Origin of the sequence: Ruegeria conchae (assembly GCF_000192475.1) — a bacterium.
GTDB classification, from domain to species: Bacteria; Pseudomonadota; Alphaproteobacteria; order Rhodobacterales; family Rhodobacteraceae; genus Ruegeria; species Ruegeria conchae.
Genome location: NZ_AEYW01000017.1, coordinates 1 through 21,180, shown reverse-complemented (window position 1 = coordinate 21,180; position 21,180 = coordinate 1). Strand labels below are relative to the sequence as shown.

The window sequence follows — 21,180 nt, the reverse complement described above, 5'->3', positions numbered from 1 at the left end:
CGTAAATGGCAGGTTCGTGCGCGAAAATGTCGTCAAATTAGCAACACTTGCGTACCCACCTTGGCCATTGAGAACAACTCAGCGATATCTTCGTTGAACAAACCAATGCATCCGTTCGAAGACCGACGGCCGATTTTGCGTGTATCATGGGTGCCGTGAATGCGATAATATTTCCAACTCAGATATAAAGCGTGCGTTCCCAATGGGTTATCAGGTCCCGGCGGGATATAATCAGGCCATTCGGGGTTGCGTTTTTTCATCGATGGCGTCGGTGACCAACTTGGACCCTCGACTTTGCGGATGACACTGGTGCGCCCACGACGGGTCAATTCTTCGGTCAATGGCACTGACGAGGGGTACAGTTTGTATACGGATTGATCATCTGACCAATAATGCAGCGCTCGGGATACCGTATCGACCAGAATGGCCCCGTTTCTGGTATTGGAAAAGTAAGGCTGCCAATCCAGCGCCCTGAATCCGGATACATTGCGTCGTACCTGAGGCTCAGGTTCGGGCGCAGGGCGCAACGGATCACCCGGAATGTATTGGGCTAACGCAGGCGAAGCCAAACTGGCGGTGGCAGCCGCCAGAAAGCCGCGACGCGTCGGAGACAAAAGAGTTTTCTTGACCATGTTGTGCGGTCCTTTGTTATGGGTAAATGCAATTTCTGTGATATTTTATGGCCAGAATGCTTCAGTCGCAAATCAAACCGGCAGAATCACGCAAGGTTGGACCTTTGAACGTTTGCTCTGGGCGCTCAGGCAGGCTATTTCCGTGGTCGACACTAAATTCAGGCCGATCATGACACGTATTCTTTCTCTTCTAGCGATTTGTTTAGTCGCACTTGCCGCATGTACTGATTCGGGTACGACAACTCTTGGTGCAGATGGCAGGCCATTGCCGAGCGTCTATAAAATCCGCGGCAACCCAGAGAAGTTGCAGTTCCGGATGCTGGATTCAGTAAACGCACTGCGGCAAGCCTCGGGTTTGCAGCAAGTTCAGTTGAACGCACAGCTGAACGCAGCCGCCGAGACTCACTCGAAGGACATGGCCCGCCAAAATCGGCCCTGGCATTTTGGGTCGGATGGGTCTTCCCCCCTGGATCGGGCTTCGCGGGTTGGATATTATGGCACCTTCCTGGGCGAAGCGATCTCGGAGACCTATGAGACCGAGACGGAAACGCTAGCTGCTTGGATGCAGGAACCTGGATCGCGCGCGGTAATAATGGACCCTAAAGCCACACAGATGGGCTTTGCCTGGCATCAGGAAAAAGGCGGTAAAATCTGGTGGACATTGGAGATGGGCACCGGCGGCTGAGTATTCCGGTCGCAGGCCGAACGAACCTTTGACTGTCTATCACCCTTGCGAAACGAGCACCCTCGCAGACTTTTGCGAGGGTGCTGTCATTTCAGAGACGCTATTTTGGTCAAAATAATGAGTGAGCACAGAGGGCAATCCGAAAAAGGTGGTGGCGTTGGATAGCAACTTGCATTGGGTTTTAACGCTGCTTACGCGGCATCTGCTAAAGCGTGACATAGTTCACGGTGATATCCATCGTGTTCCTCTAAGCAATCCCAATGCGAATTAAGATACCCAGACAAAACAGAAAATGGATATCGCTGATTTTGTTCGGCGGAATCGCGACATTCCTGATGCTCGGCGGCGAGTTTACAGGTTCGCACGACGCATGTCGCCTAAAGTGCTTTACATTAACAATGCAGGAATGGGTGGATGAAGGACACAAAATCTATGTGATCGCCGGCCTCTACCTAGCCGCCATATTCAGTTTTCTTTGGGATCATCTTTAGTTGGACTGATCAGCCGTGTATTGCCCGCAAAAGGCGGCGCCAAAGATGATTACCCTGCCGTCGCTCAACGCATTCTTCGTTTCTTAGTACCTTAAGCCGCTTGCATCGACTGAGCTTCGGTCAGAATAGCATACAGCTTTACCGGATCAGGATTTGCCCGCAACTTCGCGCAGACCGATTGCTCACGCAATGTGCGCGAGACTAGCGCCAGCGCCTTCAGATGCTCGACCCCGGCTTCTTCAGGGGCAAACAGCGAAAACGCCAGATCAACGGGCTGACGGTCGACCGAGCCAAAGTCGATGGGTTTCTCGAGCATGACAAACACACCCGAGACCGATTCCAGTTCCGACAACCGAGCGTGTGGAAGCGCAACACCATGGCCAACGCCAGTCGGGCCAAGGCTCTCCCGCTCAAGCAAGCTTTCAACGATGGCCTGCGCATCCAGCCCAAGCGTCGCAGCACCTACGTCGCCAATTTCCTGAAACAATCGCTTCTTACTGGACGCAGCGGACATTACACGCACCGCTTCGGGCTTTAGAATACTCGAAAGCTCCATCAATCTGCTCCTAAGCCGTGCCCCCTCTGCGAGGGGGCGTTCCGACTATTCTTGCCTGTTACGGATCAATCCAGCCAATATTGCCGTCCTCACGACGATATACGACATTCAATCCGTCCTTGTTCTCATTCCGGAACACCAGCACCGGGGCACCGGCAAGTTCCATTTGCATAACAGCTTCACCCACACTGAGCGATGGGATCTTGGTCTCCATCTCAGCCACAATCATCGGCTGCAGCGATTCGGGTTCATCCGCCGTGTTCGATTCGTCAGAGGCGAGGATATAAGAGGACGCGCCAAAGAGTTCAACCGGCTCGGATCGATCCTTATGGTGGTCTTTGAGGCGCCGTTTGTAACGCCGCAGTTGTGTCTCCATCTTGTCACAGCAGCCTTCAAACGCCGCATAAATCTCGGTCGCATGAGCCTTGGCCTGAGCGGTCAGGCCAGTCGACAGATGCACAGTGGTTTCGCATACATATTCATGCGCCGAACGGGAAAAGACGACGTTGGCGTCAGTCGGTCGCTGGGCGTACTTGCCCACGACCTCGCCCAGTTCGGTCTGCACGTGGGTCTGCAGCGCCGCACCGATGTCGATCTGTTTTCCGCTGATTTGGTAACGCATGTGATCTCCTTCACAATTCACACCCATTCTGACGCCGCGTAACGCGACTGACTTGTTTTTATCGGGTGGGGGGTATCGGCATTTTCTGCGGTTGCCGCTGATCCTGCCCTTCCAAGAAGGGACATCGAGATCCTGACTGGAACCGAAGCAATGCCATGACCCAATTGATGCAAGGGACGGCGGGAGAGTCAATCAAAACAGATGTGTTTATGCGAGATTTCCGCCATGCGCCCGGCGCATTTCCGCGTAAACTTATGAAATACGGAAGTTTTCGCCCAGATAGACCCGGCGCACATTTTCGTTTTCCACTACCTCGTCTGGGGTGCCGGACATCAGAACTTGACCATCATGCAGAATATAGGCGCGATCCACAATTTCCAGCGTTTCCCGCACGTTGTGATCCGTGATCAAAACCCCGATACCCCGTTTCTTCAGATCAGCGACCAAATGTCGAATATCGCCGACACTGATCGGATCGACCCCGGCAAAGGGCTCGTCCAACAGCAAATATTTCGGATCGGCAGCCAAACAGCGCGCGATCTCAACCCGGCGCCGCTCACCACCAGAGAGAGCAAGCGCAGGCGCGCGGCGCAGGTGTTCGATCGAGAAATCCGATAGCAGCTCTTCAAGCCGCTCTTTCCGGCGATGAGCGTGTTTGACCGTGATATCCAGAACCGAGGCGATATTGTCCTCGACACTCATTCCGCGGAAAATTGACATCTCCTGTGGAAGATAACCGATACCCAACCGCGCACGGCGATACATTGGCAGGGTCGTGACGTTCTGCCCGTCAATGATCACGGTACCTGCTTCAGGAAAAACCAGACCTGCGACGGAATAAAACGTGGTGGTCTTGCCCGATCCATTCGGCCCCAGCAGCGCCACGACCTCAGATCGGTTCAGCTCCATAGACACGTCACGGATGACTGTCTTCTTGCGATAAGACTTCCGCAGCTTCTCGATTTTCAGACCGGAAGAGCCTTCAGCGATGGACAATTCGGGACGGTTCATCAGTTGCCACCTTGCTGCAGGATCGTCTTGACGCGCCCCGACATCGTTGCGGTTCCGGACGTCAGATTTGCGATCATCTGATCACCACTGATAATGCTGGGCCCCTGAGTCAGCAGCACATTGCCCTTCATTTCGATCACACCGGAATCGATGGTGTATTCCGCCCAATCACCTTCGGCAGCGTCAGGTGGACTGACCAGAACGACATTTTCGGTCGCTTCCATCCGATCAATGGCCGAACGTTCTTCGTTATAGATGACAAGAACGCGATCTGCGGTCAGGCGCATTTCACCCTGTATGACGATCACGTTGCCGATAAACTCGGCAGAGCCGTCTTCCTGATTTACGTTCAGAGTCTCGGACGTGACTTCAACCGGCAGGGTCGGGTCAGCGTTGACCGATCCAAATGCCACCTGAGCCTCCTGCGCAAATGCAGGCGTGGCCCCAACTGCGATGGCACAACACAAAACGGCGACACGTAAATCGAACACAAGTTATCTTTCTGCTTTTTGCGGCTCGTATATCAGCTTCACGCCGCCTGTAAAAAGAATATGGACCGGACCGTCCTTTTTTACAGTCCCAAAAATCATTCGTCCTGCAGTAAAGTCGCCAATCGGACCCGTTCCGTCAATCTGACCTGGGCTGTCGCCGCGGATTTCATCCAAAGATGTATTCAAAAGGTCAGTCGTTACCTTAATACCATCCGCCGTCGTGATGACTACATCGCCCACAAATGTCGCGGTGCCCTTATCTGGCCGGATCATGCCCGTATTCGATTCAAGTGTAATCACGCCACCGCTGCTCAACTCAAATCGCCCCTGAACCTCAGAAGCCGTTGGGGTTTCTAGTTCACCACTTTGGCTGGCACGACGAGCTTCGACCCGAATCCCTTCGCCCTTGCGGGTTACGCCTTTGTAGTCGGGGCGGGTAACGACCTGATCTGTCAGTCGCTCTCCAATATCCTGATCACTGAAGGGCGCCGACACATTGGTTTCGATGCTGCGGGACAGCAAAAACACAGAGGACAATATAAGAATCGCCGCCAGTGGTAGCAGAACTTTCAGAAACTGCACCCAACGGGAATGGCGATCCACCTCGGCCACTTCCTTAACCCAGCCCTACACGCAGACAGTCGTGGATATGCAACAGCCCCGATGTCGGACCATTGGTCTCGGGATCCACCACAAAAAGAGAAGTGATCTTGCGATCATTCATGATCGAAACCGCCTCTTCTGCCATTGCGTTTGGCGCGATGGTCAGAGGATTTTCGGTCATTACCTCTGTGGTGTTTTTGTTCAGTAGCCCGTCCATGTTCCGACGCAGGTCACCATCCGTGATAATGCCCAGCAAACAGCCGGCCTCATCAGTAACGCCAACGACCCCAAAGCTCTTCTGGCTCATAACCAGCAGTGCCTCGCTCATCGGAGTACCGGCAGTTACCAGAGGCATATCTTTGTGCATCAAATCGCGCACGGTAGATAATTGCGCCCCCAGTTTGCCTCCTGGGTGGTAGGCACGAAAATCCTCGGGCCTGAAATCTCGGTATTTCATCAACGCGATTGCCAAAGCGTCACCCATCGCCAACGTCAGAGTGGTCGAGATCGAGGGAACCATACCAAAGCCGCAGGCCTCTCCCATCGATGGAATAAGCAGGTGCACGTCAGCCTGCTTCATCAGCGTGCTTTCGGGTTTGCTGGACAGACCAATCAGCGGAATTCCAAAGCGCCGCGTAAAGGCCAGCAGATTGGCAAGTTCCGGCGCTTCACCTGAGTTCGAGATAGCCAGAACCACATCCCCTTTCGAGACCATGCCCAAATCACCGTGGCTGGCCTCGGCCGGGTGGACGAAATAGGCTGGCGTACCGGTACTAGCCAAGGTCGCCGCGATCTTGTGGCCGATATGCCCGGATTTGCCGATACCGCTGATGATGATGCGGCCTGTGGCCTGCAGGATCAGCTGCACAGCTTCGGCAAAATGCTCGTCCAAGCCTTCGGCAAGGACGTCCAAGGCACGGGCCTCATCGGTGATGACCTGGCGTGCAGTTTTCAAAAAGGACTCAGTATCTGTCATGAGTGCGCAAAAATATCAGTTTCGGGCCAGCCTGCGAGGTCAAGCTTCGCACGCGTGGGTAGGAAATCAAAACAGGCCTGTGCCACCTCGGTACGGTCTTCACGGGCAAGCCGACCGTCCAGCGCGTCGCGCAGACGGTGCAGATACAATACATCCGATGCAGCATAGTCCAGCTGAGCATCCGTCAGGGTTTCCGCACCCCAATCGCTCATTTGCTGCTGTTTCGAAATATCGACACCCAGCAGTTCCTGACACAGGTTCTTCAGGCCATGGCGGTCGGTGTAGGTACGCACCAACCGGCTGGCGATCTTGGTGCAATAGACCGGCGCTGCAAGCGCACCGAACGCGTGATACATGGCTGCAATATCGAAGCGGCCAAAATGGAACAGCTTCAACACATTGGGGTCTTCAAGCATCGCACAGAGGTTCGGGGCTGATGATTGACCCTTTTCGACCTGAACGATGTGACAGTTTCCATCCCCACCCGACATCTGGATGACACACAGCCGGTCCCGATGCGGGTTCAGCCCCATGGTTTCGCAATCGATGGCCACGACTGGGCCCATATTCAACCCTTCGGGCAGATCGTTTTTATACAGATAATTCGCCACGCCGACTTCCTTTGTGCGGTCTCGACCCCGAGATAGGAGGTTTCGCAGCCAAACTCAACGTCCTCGGCGCGCGCGTAGTTACAGCATCGCGACCAACTTGACAATAACCCCATGGGGGGGATAAGGATACACCATGACATCCCATACCCATAATTCTCACCCGCAGATCACCGCGCGCCTGAAACGCGCGCACGGGCATTTGGCCAAGGTGATCACCATGCTAGAAGCTGAAGCCCCCTGCGCTGACATCGCTCAGCAGCTTTTTGCGGTGGAGAAAGCTATCACCAACGCCAAGCGCGTGCTGATCCATGATCATGTTGATCACTGCCTGTCTGGTGAAGCAGATCAGACTGCCATCGAAGACTTCAAAACTATAACCAAGTACCTCTGACCAATGCTCAGCGTCCTGACAAATCGCACCTATCGGCATCTGCTGGCTGCCCAGATTGTGGCCCTGACAGGCACCGGTCTGGCGACAGTGGCGCTGGGGCTTTTAGCATTTGATCTGGCCGGAGATTCAGCAGGGTTGGTTCTAGGCACCGCGCTAACCATAAAGATGGTAGCCTATGTCACTGTGGCTCCTCTTGCCGCAGCCTTTGCCGAACGTTTGGACCGGCGTAGAATGCTTGTGGCATTGGACATTGTGCGTGCAATCGTCGCTCTGTGTTTGCCATTCGTCACTGAAATTTGGCAGGTCTATGTGCTGATCTTTGTCCTGCAATCGGCTTCTGCCGGGTTCACTCCGGCCTTTCAGGCGACGATTCCTGAAGTTCTTACAGACGAACAGGACTATACCAAAGCCCTGTCTCTGTCGCGTCTGGCATACGATCTGGAAAGTCTTCTAAGCCCGATACTGGCCGCCGCACTCTTATTGATCGTCAGTTTCGACAGTCTGTTCCTGGGCACCAGTATTGGCTTTGTCGCTTCCGCCCTGCTTGTGGTGTCTGCAACACTGCCTTCCCCAAAACCGAAAGAACCACGCGGCATCTATGACCGAACCACCCGTGGTATCAGAATATACCTCAAGACCCCGCGCCTACGTGGCCTGTTGGCTCTGAGCTGGAGCGCAGCGGCCCTTAGTTCGATGGTGATCGTTAATACCGTCGTGATCGTGCGTGGTGATCTCGACCTGTCTGAAAGCGCTGTTGCCATTGCACTGGCCGGTTTTGGTGGTGGTTCGATGTTGGCTGCGTTCGCGCTGCCACGCCTGCTGGATCGGATCCCTGATCGTCGTGTCATGCTGAGTGGTGCCACAATGGCAACCGGAACAATGGCGGTGGCCGCTATTCTGGCCGCAACCATACCGATGACGCTGGGCGTGCTGACTGCGATCTGGATACTGGTTGGCTTTGGATATTCTAGCACTCTGACACCATCGGGTCGCCTGCTGACCCGATCTGCACATCCCGAAGATCGCCCGGCAGTCTTCGCCGCTCAATTCACACTGTCTCATGCCTGCTGGCTGGTGCTGTATCCGTTGGCCGGGTCGCTGATGACCTGGTTTGGTTCGACGGTCGCCATGGCCGGAATGGCCACCGCTGCCGTTTTGGGCCTTATCTTCGTGATAAGGGTTTGGCCTCGCACCGACGCAAAATCTGTGGTCCACAACCATCCGGAACTGCCGCCGGATCATCCACATCTCGCAGGACCCAAACCGCATGCCCATCCGATCATCATTGACGAGTTGCACCCTCGTATTCCTCTTGAACCTTGAGCTTTGCCCGGCATCTACCCTAAACCCGGACACATCTGCCTCATCCCGGAGACCGCATGGACCAGCTTGACCGACGCATCATCGCCGCTCTCCAGCATAACGCGCGCGACTCGACTACGCGCATCGCGGCAATGCTGGGTGTTGCCCGGACAACTGTGCATGAACGCATTAACCGCATGGAAGAGCGAGGTGTCATTGCTGGTTACTCCGTCGTGCTGCGAGAAAACGAAGACACACCGAAGGTACAGATCGTTGTACTGCTAGAAGTGCAGCAAAAGGAAACCACACGCATCATCAAACGGCTTGAAGCCTATCCCGAGGTGAAGCTCTGCTTGTCGATCAATGGTGAGTTTGACCTGTTGCTGTCAGCCGAAGCCCCGCGAATCGAAGACCTTGATATTTTGGTTGACGAGCTCGCGCGCGTCCCCGGTGTTTTGCGCACCAACACCAGCGTTGTTTTCGGCCGCAAAATTGATCGAAACTGAGATGCGCTAACCCTCTGTAAACAGATAATTGGCTAGCTTGAGCGGGACTGACCAGAATCCCGGACCAACAGAATGCCAATTCATAAACTTCTCGTTGCTGCACTTCTGGCGCATAACTTTCTGGCCCACGCCGGACATGCAACATCGACAGCCGCGCTGTGCGATCACGCCGCGCGCCGCGCAGCTCAGTCCGAGGGCGTTCCTCTTGACGTCCTCAGGGCAATTGCTCGGGTCGAAACAGGCCGTACACTGGACGGCAGACTGGAACCCTGGCCCTGGACCGTCAATCGCGATGGGCAAGGCTATTGGTTCGCCTCTGAAGTCGAAGCAAAGTCCTACGTGTTCGACATCTTCAAATCTGGCACTCGCAGTTTTGATGTGGGATGCTTCCAGATCAATTACCGCTGGCACGGCAAGGCCTTCCGCTCGATCGATGCAATGTTCGATCCGGATGAAAACGCCGCCTACGCAGCCCGGTTTCTGTCCCAGCTCTATGCGGAGCTTGGATCATGGCCAGCTGCCGCCGGAGCCTACCATTCGCGGACCCGTCGGCACGCAGCGGCGTATTCAGACCGCTTTCAAACTGTATTGGCGCAATTGAACGGATCACCCCTAGTCAGTCGGCGCGATCCATTCACAGCTGCGGCAGCTCCGCTCATACCCTTGAGCGTACATCCGGCCGAACAGAAAGCGCTGGGGTCTCTGGTACCCGAAACCACCACCGCCACCGCCTTCATTACATTCAACTAGGAGCAGACCGTGCCCCGTATCGATCCCCGCACCTTGTTCTCTCCGACCATTCTACTGGCATTAGCGTTGATGGCGGTCATCGTCATGATGATCCTGCCAATGCCCGCCTGGGTGCTAGATGTGGGGTTGGCCGCCTCATTTGCACTGGCGATCCTGATCTTCACCCTGACATTGTTCATTGAGCGGCCTTTGGATTTTTCATCCTTCCCGACAATTCTGCTGGCCTCACTGATGCTGCGTTTGTCGCTGAACGTGTCCTCGACCAAGCTGATTATTGGGCAGGGGCATACTGGCACCAATGCGGCTGGCGACGTGATCGAGGGCTTTGCCCAATTCGTCATGAGCGGCAGCATATTTCTGGGGCTGGTGGTGTTTGGCGTGCTTTTGATCGTGAACTTCATGGTCATTACCAAGGGTGCGGCACGCATGGCCGAAGTCGGCGCTCGGTTCGCACTGGACGGAATGCCCGGCAAACAGCTTGCCATCGACAGTGACATGTCCGCCGGAGCTATCGACCACCAGCAAGCCAAAGAACGGCGTGAACGCGAACAACAGGAAACCACCTTTTTTGGCTCGCTCGACGGGGCGTCAAAATTCGTCAAAGGTGACGCCATCGCCGGGCTGCTGATCACGCTGCTTAACCTCGTGATGGGGCTGGTCATGGGTGTTATCGTGCATGGGATGCCAGTCACATCGGCCTTTGAGACCTATGCCATCCTGACTGTTGGCGATGGGTTGGTCTCGCAGATTCCAGCGGTGATCATATCGATCGCCTCGGCTTTGCTGCTGGCACGCGGCGGTACGCAAGGCGCGACTGACAACGCGATATTCTCGCAGCTTGGACGCCACCCGGCAGCGTTGGGGACGGTTGCAGTTCTGATGGCTCTGTTTGCGTTGGTTCCCGGCTTGCCATTTCTGCCCTTTATTCTGGGGGCGGGGGTTTTGGGCTATGCCGCCTACTCCGGTATCCGTAAACGAAGCGAAGAAGCCGAGACCGAACCGCAAGTGGTCGATGCTGACACACCGGTCTCGCAAGCCATCGGAGACATCCTGGACCTTGATGATGTACATCTTGAATTCGCACCTGACCTTGTCAGCATGGTGTTGAATCCTGGTACCGGCCTAGATGCACGGATCGCCAATATGCGGACCTATGTCGCTTCTAGCTTTGGCCTGATCCTGCCCGAGATACGCCTGACCGACCGCGCGGACCTGCCGACGGGCACCTACGTGATCAAAGTGCAGGGGGTTGAACAGGCACGTGGTGTTCTAAACTCTGAACTTGTGCTTGCTCTGGTGCAAGAAGGGCACGATTTTCTACCCGACGGCACGGACGTGACTGAACCCGTTTATGGCGCTCCTGCACGCTGGATATTACCCAAAGATCAGGAGGTCGCAGCACTCAATGGGGCTACAATCGTCACCCCCCCGGAAATCCTTGCGACCCATCTGCTTGAGATCATCAAACAGAATTTCTCACGCTTGCTGAATCTGAAATCCCTACGCCGCCTGTTGTCCGAGATGACGCGGCTCAGCGATCCGACTCGGGCAGAGGCCAACCGCAAGTTGCTGGACGAACTGATCCCCGACAAAGTGCCAATCGACACACTGCATGCAGTCCTGCGGCTGTTGCTTGATGAGCGGGTCTCGATCCGCAACATGGCACTGATCCTTGAAAGCGTGGCCGAAGCGCGCCTGACCACAACTCAGCCCGCAGGGATTTGCGAATTGGTTAGACAGCGGTTGGGTTTTCAGTTGGTCTCTGACATGAAGCGCGAGGACGGATCGATCCCATTGATCCAGCTAGCCCCCGAGTGGGAGGACACTTTCGCCACCTACCAGATCGACGCCCCGAATGCCGGGTTGGATGTGGCACTGCCACCAAATCTGTTCAACAAGCTCGCTGATGGGGTCGTAAACAGCATTGCGCAATCTGCCGATCGCGGCTTGTTCCCAGCTGTTGTCACCTCGACCCGGCGTCGCCGATTACTTAGAACCATCATGCAAGCACGCGGCGTTGCAAACCCTGTTCTGTCTTTTGAAGAAATCGGGCTGGAGGCGAGGCCGGCCTTGGTCGGAACGGTATCCGCGTGAGTTCAGCCCCGGCAGAGCTTTTGCCGCTTCTTGGGCAAAACCTGTGGCATCTGTTCGCCGTGTTTCTTCGCGTATCTGCCTTGGTTTCTCTGTTACCCGCATTCGGTGAGCGCAGCATTCCGACGCGGGTAAAACTTGGGGTCGCGGTCGCATTCACGCTGATTATCGTGCCCGCGATCCCTTCCGCGGAAATAGTCCCGGATGCGCCCAACATGACAGGTTTGATCGGCATTGAAATCCTGATTGGCCTTATGCTCGGCATCGGGTTGCGCTTGTTTGTGCTTGCCCTGCAAACAGCTGGGTCGATTGCGGCGCAAGCTACGTCACTGTCGCAGATTCTGGGCGGCGTGGCTACCGAGCCCGTCCCGGCCATGGGTTATCTGCTGACATTGGCCGGGTTGGCGCTGGCAATGTTGTTGGGCCTGCATATCCGCGCCGCACAATTCATGATTAACAGTTACATGCTATTCCCCATGGGGGTTCTGCCAGCGGCACCCGACCTTTCACCTTGGGGCGTCACACAAATTGCGCGTAGCTTTGGGTTGGCGTTCGCGTTGGCAATGCCATTCGTCATTGCATCGCTGATCTACAACCTCGCCCTCGGTGTGATCAACCGGGCAATGCCGCAACTCATGGTCGCGTTTGTTGGTGCTCCGGCAATTACATTCGCGGGCTTGTTCCTGCTGTTCGCAGGGGTCCCATTTATCCTGTCAACCTGGTCTGACACGTTGTTCGACTTTCTTCAAAACCCGCTGCGAGGTCTGCGATGAGCGCATCGGACGACGACAGCGACAAGTCATTTGAGGCCACACCACAAAAGCTTGAAAAAGCCCGCAAAAAGGGTGAAATCGCAAAATCCAATGACCTGTCGGTGGTCGCCGCATATGCTGGTTTGCTCGCCGCACTATTGGCCGCAGGCCCGTATATGGCTGAACAACTTGGTAATCTGTTATTAGTGCTGATCGACCAGTCAGACCAATTCGCAGGTTTGGTGACCGTCGGTCCAGCCACCTCCACAGTCGCTAGTATTCTGAAATCGACACTGACCCCGATCGCAGTGTTGTTCGTTTTACCGGCTGCCGCAGTATTGCTCAGCCTCATTGCACAACGCGCACTGATTTTTGCCCCGGACAAATTGAAACCACGCATCTCGCGGATCTCGATCATTTCGAATGCAAAGAACAAATTTGGCCGGGGCGGCCTTTTCGAATTTGCCAAAAGCTTTGTGAAATTATTGATTTACGGCACTTGCCTAGCCCTGTTTTTACGCGCCAATTTGCCTGAGATTCTAACTGCGAGCGCGACGCCCGCACGATCCTCAATCTTATTGATGATGAGTTTGCTCACACGTTTTCTGTTCATCGTCATCACGATTGCATTGGCGATCGGCGTTGTCGATTATCTGTGGCAGCATGCAGAACACCTGCGCAAAAACAGAATGTCGCGCAAGGAAATCCAGGACGAGACCAAAGATTCCGAAGGTGATCCGCATATCAAACAACAACGGCGCCAGCGCGCACAGGACATTGCAACCAATCAGATGATGGCAGAAGTTCCCAAAGCCGATGTTGTGATCGTCAACCCGACCCATTTTGCCGTTGCTTTGAAGTGGTCTCGCGCGACCGGCAGCGCGCCGGTCTGCGTTGCAAAAGGTGTTGACGAAATCGCTGCGACCATTCGCTCAACCGCCGGGGCGGCAGGCGTGCCTATTCACTCTGACCCGCCGACTGCGAGGGCGATACACGCCACGGTCGAGATCGGACAGGAGATTACCGAAGAATATTATCGCCCGGTCGCTGCAGCTATTCGGTTTGCCGAATCCATGCGCAAAAAGGCAAAGGGCCAGGTCTGATGAAACGAGATCACATAGAAAGTCTATCGAGTGTGGCCGAAGCGGTATTTCAGCGAGAACACCAAAAGCTCGGCCCTTTGCTGCAACATGAGGCCAAAATACTTCGGCAATTGTCCCTCCTTCAGGCTCAATCGGTCGAAGTGAAGTCTGAGAACTCACTGACCAAGGGCTATCAGATTACCGGAGCGGACCTCGTTTGGCACAGTTGGGAAGAATCCACACGACGAGATCTGAATATCGAGTTAGCAAAACTACGTTCGCAAAAACTTGCTGCGATAGACAACTTGCGCGACGCGTTTGGGCGAAAACAGGCCGTCGCAGAACTGACACATCGGCTGCATAAGCACAGGTGGCGCTAACTTAAAACAGGGTATCGGCAAGGGGGAGCTTGGACAGCCTCCAAGCAATGCTGTTTAGGTATCCTGACGGCTGACGCTCATAATCAGAACCTGCGATACATCCTGCCCCAGATCCTTTTTAGCCACTTCCAACAATGCCGTACGCAATGCAGCAAGGTTGTCAGAGTGTGTAAAGGCCCCGTCGAAGCCGCCAGTATTGGCGTGATCAAAAAGGACCTGCAGGAAACGGTCTCTCAATTTGGGCTCGATCTCGTAAAACGCCTCGGCCATCCCGGGACGCACTTCAAGGCTAAGAGACATGGTGACCAATGCTGAAATCTCGTCCTCGGCAACTACAGGAACCACGAATTGTTTGGTGAGTTTCAGATATTCATGAGTTGCTGGCGCATCATCTTTTCCGGGGTCGGATTTCATATCCCTTCCCTTTGCCGGTTTATTTTCAACATCAGCTTTATCAGTAATTTTCTCTGCGGGCGCGAATGCCATCCTGGCCCCGATGCCCATGGCCAAGCCCACCACCAGAAAAACAATTGGTAACAGTTTCCCCATAAACCTAACCCTCAGAACGGCAACAAAGTGTCCAGGATTTGCTGGCCATAGCGTGGCTGCTGCACATCCGTAATCTGACCCCGGCCACCATAAGAGACACGCGCAGAAGCGATTTTGTCATAAGTGATTTCATTCTGGCGCGAGATATCTTCGGGGCGGACATAGCCCGATACCAGCAGTTCACGAAGTTCAAAATTCACCCGCAGCTCCTGCGAGCCCGAGATCGAGAGCACCCCGTTGGGGAGTACGTCGGTAACTGTTGCCGCCACCCGCAAGGTCAGCTTTTCTTTGCGTTTGACCGACCCCTTGCCTTTGCTGACGGAAGCCGAGTCAATCGACACAGCCTCATCAAGTGACGCCCCTTCTGGCAGCCGTTCGCCCGCGCGCTGGGGCAATCCAAACAGATCGGGGACGGCAAGGCTTTCCGATCCGGCGCGTGAGCGGTTGGTATCGTTGGATATCTCCGCCTTTTCATCCAATTCGATCACGACGGTCAGAATGTCACCCTTTTTCATTGCCCGCTGATCCCCCAGCAGCGAATGCTGTCCACCGCTCCACAACGAGGATTGGTCGACCGTGCGCCGCGGCTGGCTATGCAAGGGAAGCCCCGGCCACAGCATCGCGACATGCTCGGGCGATTCAGTGTTTGGCGTTAGGCTCGGCGGTTTACCCAGATGGTCCAGACGGCCGCAGGCCGAGACACTTAGAACGACAAACAACAGGGATTTAGAAAGGCTTGGCATTAATTGACCTCGATTTGACCATCCGGGCGGATAACGCCCTCTACAGTGGTGCGGGACGCCAGGTTCATAACGCGAATGCGCTCTCCGACTGCACCCCGACCCAAGGCACGACCTTCAGCGGTGATTGACAGCGCGACGTGATCGAAAACCAGCGTGACCAGATCGTTTCGGTCCACGACGGCTGGCGGGCCGATATCACCGGGGCGAATTGGCCGGCCAGGATAAAGCGCAACACGTGCCTCCTGACCGACCAACATCTCGGTGTTGCGAACCGCTCCTTTGACCTCGATAGCTTTGATCTCCAGATCAGATGCAACTATCACCTCTTTGGCGCGGATCGTCCGTATCGGTACGACAATCTCGGCCATGCTTGCGAATGGCGTCAGACACAGGATCAGGATCAGAAACCGCATCACCGCACCTGCGCGGTTGCGCCCATCATCTGATCGACGGCGGAAATAACCTTGGCGTTCATCTCGTAACCGCGCTGGGCTTCGATCAGCTCCGTGACTTCACGCACCGCGTCGACCGAACTGTCCTCAAGATAGCCCTGCCGCAGGGTTCCCAGCCCGTCCTCGCCCGGCGTCCCGACAACCGAAGCGCCCGAAGCTTCAGTCTCCTTGAAAAGATTACTGCCTACGGCCTCAAGACCTTTGGCGTTCGAAAAGCTGGCCAGTGTAAATTCTCCCAACAACTGGCCCTCAGCGGTATCGTCAAAATAGGCATAGACCTCGCCTGCGGCGTTGATCGAGATCGATCTGGCATCGTCTGGAATGGTGACTTCTGGGGCGACTGCGAACCCGTCGGATGTTACAATCAGCCCCTCGGCTGATCGTTTCAGACTGCCGTCACGGGTAAAGGCAGACTGGCCATTGGGCAATGTCACCTCAAGATAACCGCGCCCCTCGATTGCGACATCCAGATCACTGCCGGTTGCCGAAAGCCCGCCTTGTTCCAACTGCACCGTGACCGCGGCAGGCCGTACGCCCAACCCCAGTTGGATTCCCGTCGGAAGAACCGTCCCGTCAGAGGCATTCACGGCACCGGCACGCGCCATCTGTTGATAATGTAAGTCGGCAAACTCGGCCCGGCGCGTGTTGTAGCCCGTTGTATTCATGTTCGCGAGGTTGTTCGAGATCGTCTCGACCCGCATTTGCTGCGCGGTCATGCCTGTTGCCGCTATTTTCAAAGCACGCATTTGAATTTCTCCTTCAGGTGATCAGCGCATCAGCGCTTTGAGCGCCCCGCGAACACGTTCGTCCTCGGCCTCGAGAAAGCTCTGCCCAAGTTCATACGCCCGTTGAACCTCGATCATTCGTGTGACTTGACCGATGGCATTGACGTTTGAGCCTTCGATAAAACGGTGCAGCACAATCGGTTCATCGACCAGATCAATCTGCCCAGTGGGTCGAAAATGTGTTTTACCCTCGCGCACCAGATTTTCTGGGTTCGCAACATTATAGACCCCGATCTGACCCAACAGTTGTCCGTTGGCACTTAGAGTACCATCGCTGCCAACATCGATCGTTGCAGCATCCGGCGGAACAAAGACCGGCGCGCCATTACTATCCAAAACGCGATATCCATCCATTGTTAGCAAGTCGCCCTCGGCGCTCGGAGAGAAACTGCCTGCCCGGGTCAGACGATTTCCCGCTGGTGTTTCGATCATGAAGAACCCGTCACCTTCGATGGCGAAATCAAACGAGCCACCCGTTTCGGTCAGAACGCCTTGTTGCAACGAGGTGTTTCGCACTTGGGCGCGGCTGAGCGACAGCGAGGGATGGCCTGGCAAATCCCGAACAAACTCTGAAAACACCAATCCCTGCTGGCGATAACCGGTCGTGTTGGCATTGGCGATGTTGTTGGCGACCAGCCTCATCTCGTTCATTAGGCCAGATTGGCGGGATAGTGTGACATAGGCGGTGTCCATCAGCGGCCTCCGGCGATAAGCGGGATCAGCGTCCCGATGAAGAAGGTGACAAGGGTCTGGGTCATGAACCCCATCGACATCCAAAAAACGACGACGATGGCGATCAGTTTGGGCACGAAGGTCAGCGTCATCTCCTGCACCGAGGTCAGCGCTTGGAACAGACCCACGGTAAGGCCCGAAATCAGCGCCACGGCCAAAATCGGAACCGACGTGATGACCGCAACCCAGAGCGCCTGACGGACAATATCGTAGAACAGACCTTCACTCAGCATAGTTCAGACCGGCATCCGCAGGATTTCCTGATAGGCTTCAACGACTTTGTTTCGGACGATCACAGCCGTTTCCACCGCAAGTTCGGTTTGTGCCAATGCCTGAACCAAAGCGTGCGGATCGGCCTGCCCTACCATCGAAGATTGCGCCACCTGCTCGCTGTGTTTCAGCGTTGCGGCAAAATCCTGAAACGTGGCGCGCAAGCCTTGTGCGGCTCCTTGATGATCGGGATCGGCCTGCGTTGCGGGACGCGCGCCAGCATAGTTCTGCGCGGCTATAACTGAGCGGATATCCATTCTGGGTTTCCTTTATTTACGGAGTAGGTCCATCAAACTCGACGACATCTGACGGGTCTGATCGAACATCTTGAGATTGGCTTCGTAGCTGCGTTGCGCCTCACGGGCGTCGGCGATCTCGATCATCAAATCGACGTTGGAGCCGCGGTAGTAGCCGGTTGCATCCGCCATCGGATGGCCGGGATCGTAGATTTGGGTTAGATCGCGGCGATCGAGTTTGACCTGCCCGGTTCGCACCATTTCTTTGCCACTACTCTCGACCGTCTCGAACGGAACTGTTTTGCGCCGATAACCCGGCGTATCCGCGTTCGAAATGTTTTCAGAGACGTGACGTAGCCGCGCAGCTTGCGCCCGCAGAGCACTCGCCGACGCACTCAGGGAATGGGAAAAGTCGCTCATCCTGATCCCCCTTACGCCCGACCCAAGCTGGTGCGCAGTACGCCGATTGAAGATTTGTAGATCGCCAAGGCACGATCATGCTGTCGTTTGACCTCGACGGCTTTCAGCATTTCTTCTTCCAGTGAAACACCGTTGCCGTTTGGGTCGCCTGTTTCGGTGGCCGTATATACGGCCCAGGCTTGTTGGTGCGTATCTCTGTGCAAATGGCCGGCACGGGTTGCAGTCATCGCCACCTCCTGGCCCGTGTTTTCAAATGTTGTCTGAAAGGCCTCAATATCGCGGGGTTTGTATCCCGGCGTATCGGCGTTGGCCATGTTGCGCGAGATGACAGCTTGCCGTTGCCCGGCATGGGTTGCCATTGCGTACGCTGTTTTAAAGACGTTCAGGTCAGAGAACATCGGGGCTTCTCCCTCGATCAATTTCAATCAAGGCTTAACCCCGATTCCTTTAGAAACCGTTTTCAGAAACAAATTGGAGGCCCCACGATGTCCGAACTCGATCCGATGCGCCTGAAATGTGAATTCGACAGGATGTCTGCGGCGCGGCACGTTGGGCGCGTCTCTGGTGTTGCCCGCGGCGTGATTGAAATCAGCGGTTTGGCCAATCGGGCTCGAATCGGCGATCACCTGACCCTGCGCAGGCGCAGTGGAACGGAGCTGCAAGGTGAGGTTTTGCATGTCGAAGCAGATCAGATTCAGATGCTGCCCGGCGCCGCGCCTGACGGGGTGAGCTTGGGTGATCTGGTGCTATTGGAGCAGATGCCTGCATTCGCCCCCGGACAGCATTGGCTGGGGCGTGTAGTTGATCCGTTCGGCAAGCCCCTAGACGGCAAACCGTTGCTGGCGGGCGTGCACGAGCGCGATCTGATGCAGGCCCCACCCACTGCGGTTGCGCGCAAACCTCTTGGTACGCGCATGGAAACCGGGTTGGCGGTTCTGAATACAATGCTGCCCATTGTTCAAGGCCAGAGGATCGGTCTGTTCGCCGGATCAGGCGTTGGCAAATCTACGTTGCTGGCCACCCTTGCCCGCGCGATGCAGGCCGATGCCGTTGTCGTAGCTCTGGTGGGGGAACGCGGGCGCGAGGTGAACGAATTTGTCGAGACCGCCTTAGGCGCGGATGCCATGAAGCGATCGGTTGTTGTGGCAGCCACTTCGGACCAATCCGCTCTTGCCCGCAGGCGCTGCGCGTGGTCGGCCATGTCTGTGGCGGAACATCTGCGAGATCAGGGGATGAATGTCCTGCTTCTGGCCGATTCGGTCACGCGCTTTGCCGAAGCACACCGAGAAATTGCAGTCGCCATGGGTGAGGCACCGTCGTTACGGGGCTTCCCGCCGTCGGTTACTTCGCTGATCGCAAATCTTTGCGAACGGGCAGGCCCTGGAACTGCCGAACAAGGAGATATCACAGCTATCTTCAGCGTTCTGGTGGCCGGATCGGACATGGACGAGCCCATCGCTGATATTCTGCGCGGCGCACTGGACGGGCATATCGTTCTGAGCCGCGAGATCGCAGAGCGGGGGCGATTTCCTGCAATCGACCTCAGCCGGTCGGTTTCGCGCAGCCTGCCCCGCGCTGCCACTGCTGAAGAAAACGAAATGATCGCGGAAACCCGGAAACTAGTCGGAAGCTATGAGCAGTCCGAGGTCATGATCAAAGCAGGCCTCTATGCCGAAGGGGCTGATCCATTGCTGGACCGCGCGATTCGGGTGCACGAAGAGTTGGACGATTTCTTTGCCAAAGCTGAGTCAGACGGGATCGACAACAGCTTTAACCGGCTGTCTCTGATCTTGCGGCGCGCGGTGGCGAACCCAGTTCAACGGGCATAGAATTCCGAACAGTTTTAAGTGTTAAGCCCACCTTAAGACCTGCCCTGCTACCCCGGTAGACGGGTGAATAGAAGGTGGTGGAGATGGGTGCGCAATCCAATGCGGTGCCAATCATCATCAAGAAGAAACGTGTGTCGGGTGGCGATGGCCACCACGGTGGGGCGTGGAAAGTCGCGTATGCCGACTTTGTGACGGCCATGATGGCGTTCTTCATGTTGATGTGGCTGCTAAATGCAACGACCGAGACACAACGCAAAGGGCTGGCAGACTATTTCTCGCCCACGATCCCGGTCAATCCGGTTTCTGGCGGAGGCGATGGTGCATTTGGCGGCGATAACATGTTCTCAGAAAAAACCATGGTGATGGATGGCTCTGGTGCGAGCAATCGGCACCCCACTGAAGCGAAACAGGCGCGCGGCTCAACCGGTGTAGACGTCCAAAGCGGTGATGCGGGCGCGTTCGAAGATTTTTCGTCGCTTGAGGCTCAACTGCTCGGGCGCGCTGGCGAAAGTCTCGTGTCTGACAAGATGCTCAAGCATATCGTAACCCGTGTTACCGACGAAGGGCTGGTGGTTGAGCTGTTCGCCACAGATGAACAACCGTTATTCGAATCGGGTACGGGTAAGCCGACGCAAATGATGCGCGCGCTGGCACTGCTGGTGGCACGGTCTTCTGATCTGGTGACAAACGCAATAGCGGTCGAAGGTCATGTGCGGTCTGCACCGGTCGTAGTGGCGCATAATCCGGTCTGGGATCTTTCAACCGAACGTGCACAAAGCACCCGTCAATTGCTGCAAAACAAGGGGGTCCAACCAACGCGGCTCGACCGTGTGACCGGGCATGCCGACCGGGAACTGTCGGTCAATAACCCAATGGCGGTCCGCAATGATCGGGTCGAGATCATATTTCTGCGCAATCCCTGAGAGGCAAAGGATAGAACGCATTTTAGGTGTTAGTCCGCTGTTAAGGGGCAGTGCGGTACGTGTTGCATTAACGAAAGACGCAACAAAAAGGCGTGCCGATGACCATTTCCTCTTCGCTGAATGCCGGTGTGGCAGCGCTGAAGGCCAACGCCAACAGGCTGGCCACGATCTCTGACAACATCGCCAACTCGTCGACATTTGGCTACAAAAGGGTTGAGATCGACTTTCACTCCATGGTCACCTCGGGCCAAGGTGGCAGCTATTCGGCAGGCGGTGTCCGAACCACAAGCCAGCGTCTGATCGATCAGC

General features: G+C 55.7%; 29 protein-coding genes. 12 read left to right on the top strand and 17 right to left on the bottom strand.

The genetic code is table 11. The annotated features are described in order from the left end of the window. Positions 1-32: 32 nt before the first annotated feature. Complete coding sequence (locus G7G_RS0116340) at positions 33-632, bottom strand: L,D-transpeptidase (RefSeq protein WP_010442519.1); 600 nt, start codon at positions 630-632, stop codon at positions 33-35. Between G7G_RS0116340 and dalA the strand changes: the two genes are divergently transcribed. Beyond that, a complete protein-coding gene (gene dalA / locus G7G_RS25045; RefSeq protein ID WP_476651034.1) occupies positions 541-1,317 on the top strand; it encodes a divisome-associated lipoprotein DalA in 777 nt (258 codons plus the stop codon). The genes G7G_RS0116340 and dalA overlap by 92 nt on opposite strands. Before the next feature lie 582 nt (positions 1,318-1,899). Here dalA and G7G_RS0116325 read toward each other — a convergent pair. The 7 genes from G7G_RS0116325 to G7G_RS0116295 all read right to left on the bottom strand — a co-directional run bounded on the left by G7G_RS0116325 (position 1,900) and on the right by G7G_RS0116295 (position 6,678). Next, positions 1,900-2,364: a PTS sugar transporter subunit IIA gene (locus tag G7G_RS0116325; RefSeq protein WP_010442516.1), complete on the bottom strand. Its 465-nt coding sequence runs from the start codon at positions 2,362-2,364 to the stop codon at positions 1,900-1,902. Positions 2,365-2,422: 58 nt separating this feature from the next. Beyond that, positions 2,423-2,986, bottom strand: a complete 564-nt coding sequence (gene hpf, locus G7G_RS0116320; RefSeq protein ID WP_010442515.1) for a ribosome hibernation-promoting factor, HPF/YfiA family — start codon at positions 2,984-2,986, stop codon at positions 2,423-2,425. 252 nt (positions 2,987-3,238) lie between these two features. Beyond that, on the bottom strand, positions 3,239-3,997 hold the full coding sequence (lptB, locus tag G7G_RS0116315; protein WP_010442514.1) for an LPS export ABC transporter ATP-binding protein: 759 nt from the start codon (positions 3,995-3,997) through the stop codon (positions 3,239-3,241). Then, on the bottom strand, positions 3,997-4,488 hold the full coding sequence (locus G7G_RS0116310; protein ID WP_010442513.1) for an LptA/OstA family protein: 492 nt from the start codon (positions 4,486-4,488) through the stop codon (positions 3,997-3,999). The genes lptB and G7G_RS0116310 overlap by 1 nt, the downstream gene beginning before the upstream one ends. A 3-nt stretch (positions 4,489-4,491) precedes the next feature. Beyond that, positions 4,492-5,091 carry an LPS export ABC transporter periplasmic protein LptC gene (locus tag G7G_RS0116305; protein WP_010442512.1) on the bottom strand — a complete coding sequence of 200 codons (600 nt, stop codon included), beginning with the start codon at positions 5,089-5,091 and terminating at the stop codon, positions 4,492-4,494. Positions 5,092-5,104: 13 nt separating this feature from the next. After that, entirely contained in the window at positions 5,105-6,067 is a 963-nt protein-coding gene (locus G7G_RS0116300; protein WP_010442511.1) for a KpsF/GutQ family sugar-phosphate isomerase, read from the bottom strand. Next, positions 6,064-6,678, bottom strand: a complete 615-nt coding sequence (locus G7G_RS0116295) for a ribonuclease D (protein WP_010442510.1) — start codon at positions 6,676-6,678, stop codon at positions 6,064-6,066. Before G7G_RS0116295 ends, G7G_RS0116300 begins: the two co-directional genes overlap by 4 nt. Positions 6,679-6,811: 133 nt before the next feature. Between G7G_RS0116295 and G7G_RS0116290 the strand changes: the two genes are divergently transcribed. The 8 genes from G7G_RS0116290 to G7G_RS0116255 all read left to right on the top strand — a co-directional run bounded on the left by G7G_RS0116290 (position 6,812) and on the right by G7G_RS0116255 (position 13,932). Beyond that, the gene (locus G7G_RS0116290) at positions 6,812-7,069 is read left to right on the top strand and encodes a metal-sensing transcriptional repressor (protein ID WP_010442509.1); all 258 of its coding nucleotides are present in this window, start codon (positions 6,812-6,814) and stop codon (positions 7,067-7,069) included. Between the two features lie 3 nt (positions 7,070-7,072). Further along, positions 7,073-8,392 (top strand): MFS transporter, encoded by a 1,320-nt coding sequence (locus G7G_RS0116285; RefSeq protein WP_010442508.1) that lies wholly within the window; start codon positions 7,073-7,075, stop codon positions 8,390-8,392. Positions 8,393-8,448: 56 nt separating this feature from the next. Further along, positions 8,449-8,877, top strand: coding sequence for an Lrp/AsnC family transcriptional regulator (locus tag G7G_RS0116280; RefSeq protein ID WP_010442507.1), 429 nt, complete (start codon positions 8,449-8,451; stop codon positions 8,875-8,877). A 72-nt stretch (positions 8,878-8,949) separates the two neighbouring features. After that, positions 8,950-9,627, top strand: coding sequence for a lytic transglycosylase domain-containing protein (locus G7G_RS0116275; RefSeq protein WP_010442506.1), 678 nt, complete (start codon positions 8,950-8,952; stop codon positions 9,625-9,627). 9 nt (positions 9,628-9,636) lie between these two features. Further along, complete coding sequence (gene flhA / locus G7G_RS0116270) at positions 9,637-11,721, top strand: flagellar biosynthesis protein FlhA (RefSeq protein ID WP_010442505.1); 2,085 nt, start codon at positions 9,637-9,639, stop codon at positions 11,719-11,721. Beyond that, a complete protein-coding gene (locus G7G_RS0116265; RefSeq protein ID WP_010442504.1) occupies positions 11,718-12,491 on the top strand; it encodes a flagellar biosynthetic protein FliR in 774 nt (257 codons plus the stop codon). The genes flhA and G7G_RS0116265 overlap by 4 nt, the downstream gene beginning before the upstream one ends. Beyond that, positions 12,488-13,573 (top strand): flagellar type III secretion system protein FlhB, encoded by a 1,086-nt coding sequence (gene flhB / locus G7G_RS0116260; RefSeq protein ID WP_010442503.1) that lies wholly within the window; start codon positions 12,488-12,490, stop codon positions 13,571-13,573. The genes G7G_RS0116265 and flhB overlap by 4 nt, the downstream gene beginning before the upstream one ends. After that, complete coding sequence (locus tag G7G_RS0116255) at positions 13,573-13,932, top strand: hypothetical protein (RefSeq protein WP_010442502.1); 360 nt, start codon at positions 13,573-13,575, stop codon at positions 13,930-13,932. Before flhB ends, G7G_RS0116255 begins: the two co-directional genes overlap by 1 nt. A gap of 54 nt (positions 13,933-13,986) precedes the next feature. On the opposite strand, the gene G7G_RS0116250 is transcribed toward G7G_RS0116255, so the two are convergent. Genes G7G_RS0116250 through G7G_RS0116210 form a run of 9 tightly spaced genes read right to left on the bottom strand, consistent with a single transcriptional unit; the run spans position 13,987 to position 18,517 of the window. Then, positions 13,987-14,436 (bottom strand): flagellar basal body-associated FliL family protein, encoded by a 450-nt coding sequence (locus G7G_RS0116250; RefSeq protein WP_238528822.1) that lies wholly within the window; start codon positions 14,434-14,436, stop codon positions 13,987-13,989. Positions 14,437-14,492: 56 nt separating this feature from the next. After that, complete coding sequence (gene flgH, locus G7G_RS0116245) at positions 14,493-15,224, bottom strand: flagellar basal body L-ring protein FlgH (protein WP_010442500.1); 732 nt, start codon at positions 15,222-15,224, stop codon at positions 14,493-14,495. Beyond that, entirely contained in the window at positions 15,224-15,637 is a 414-nt protein-coding gene (flgA, locus tag G7G_RS0116240) for a flagellar basal body P-ring formation chaperone FlgA (protein ID WP_010442499.1), read from the bottom strand. The genes flgH and flgA overlap by 1 nt, the downstream gene beginning before the upstream one ends. Then, positions 15,637-16,422: a flagellar basal-body rod protein FlgG gene (gene flgG, locus G7G_RS0116235; RefSeq protein WP_010442498.1), complete on the bottom strand. Its 786-nt coding sequence runs from the start codon at positions 16,420-16,422 to the stop codon at positions 15,637-15,639. Before flgG ends, flgA begins: the two co-directional genes overlap by 1 nt. 21 nt (positions 16,423-16,443) lie before the next feature. Further along, the gene (locus G7G_RS0116230) at positions 16,444-17,154 is read right to left on the bottom strand and encodes a flagellar hook-basal body complex protein (protein ID WP_010442497.1); all 711 of its coding nucleotides are present in this window, start codon (positions 17,152-17,154) and stop codon (positions 16,444-16,446) included. Beyond that, the gene (locus G7G_RS0116225; protein ID WP_010442496.1) at positions 17,154-17,426 is read right to left on the bottom strand and encodes a flagellar biosynthetic protein FliQ; all 273 of its coding nucleotides are present in this window, start codon (positions 17,424-17,426) and stop codon (positions 17,154-17,156) included. Before G7G_RS0116225 ends, G7G_RS0116230 begins: the two co-directional genes overlap by 1 nt. Positions 17,427-17,429: 3 nt before the next feature. Beyond that, positions 17,430-17,720 carry a flagellar hook-basal body complex protein FliE gene (fliE, locus tag G7G_RS0116220; RefSeq protein WP_010442495.1) on the bottom strand — a complete coding sequence of 97 codons (291 nt, stop codon included), beginning with the start codon at positions 17,718-17,720 and terminating at the stop codon, positions 17,430-17,432. 12 nt (positions 17,721-17,732) lie between these two features. Next, positions 17,733-18,119 (bottom strand): flagellar basal body rod protein FlgC, encoded by a 387-nt coding sequence (gene flgC / locus G7G_RS0116215; RefSeq protein ID WP_010442494.1) that lies wholly within the window; start codon positions 18,117-18,119, stop codon positions 17,733-17,735. 11 nt (positions 18,120-18,130) lie between these two features. Continuing rightward, on the bottom strand, positions 18,131-18,517 hold the full coding sequence (locus G7G_RS0116210; protein WP_010442493.1) for a FlgB family protein: 387 nt from the start codon (positions 18,515-18,517) through the stop codon (positions 18,131-18,133). Positions 18,518-18,604: 87 nt separating this feature from the next. On the opposite strand from G7G_RS0116210, the gene G7G_RS0116205 reads away from it, so the two are divergent. The 3 genes from G7G_RS0116205 to G7G_RS23235 all read left to right on the top strand — a co-directional run. Next, positions 18,605-19,948: a FliI/YscN family ATPase gene (locus G7G_RS0116205; RefSeq protein ID WP_010442492.1), complete on the top strand. Its 1,344-nt coding sequence runs from the start codon at positions 18,605-18,607 to the stop codon at positions 19,946-19,948. An 83-nt stretch (positions 19,949-20,031) separates the two neighbouring features. Continuing rightward, complete coding sequence (locus tag G7G_RS0116200) at positions 20,032-20,871, top strand: flagellar motor protein MotB (protein WP_010442491.1); 840 nt, start codon at positions 20,032-20,034, stop codon at positions 20,869-20,871. A gap of 98 nt (positions 20,872-20,969) precedes the next feature. Further along, positions 20,970-21,180 (top strand): flagellar basal body protein (locus G7G_RS23235; protein ID WP_010442490.1); only part of this gene is annotated, 211 nt, incomplete at its 3' end.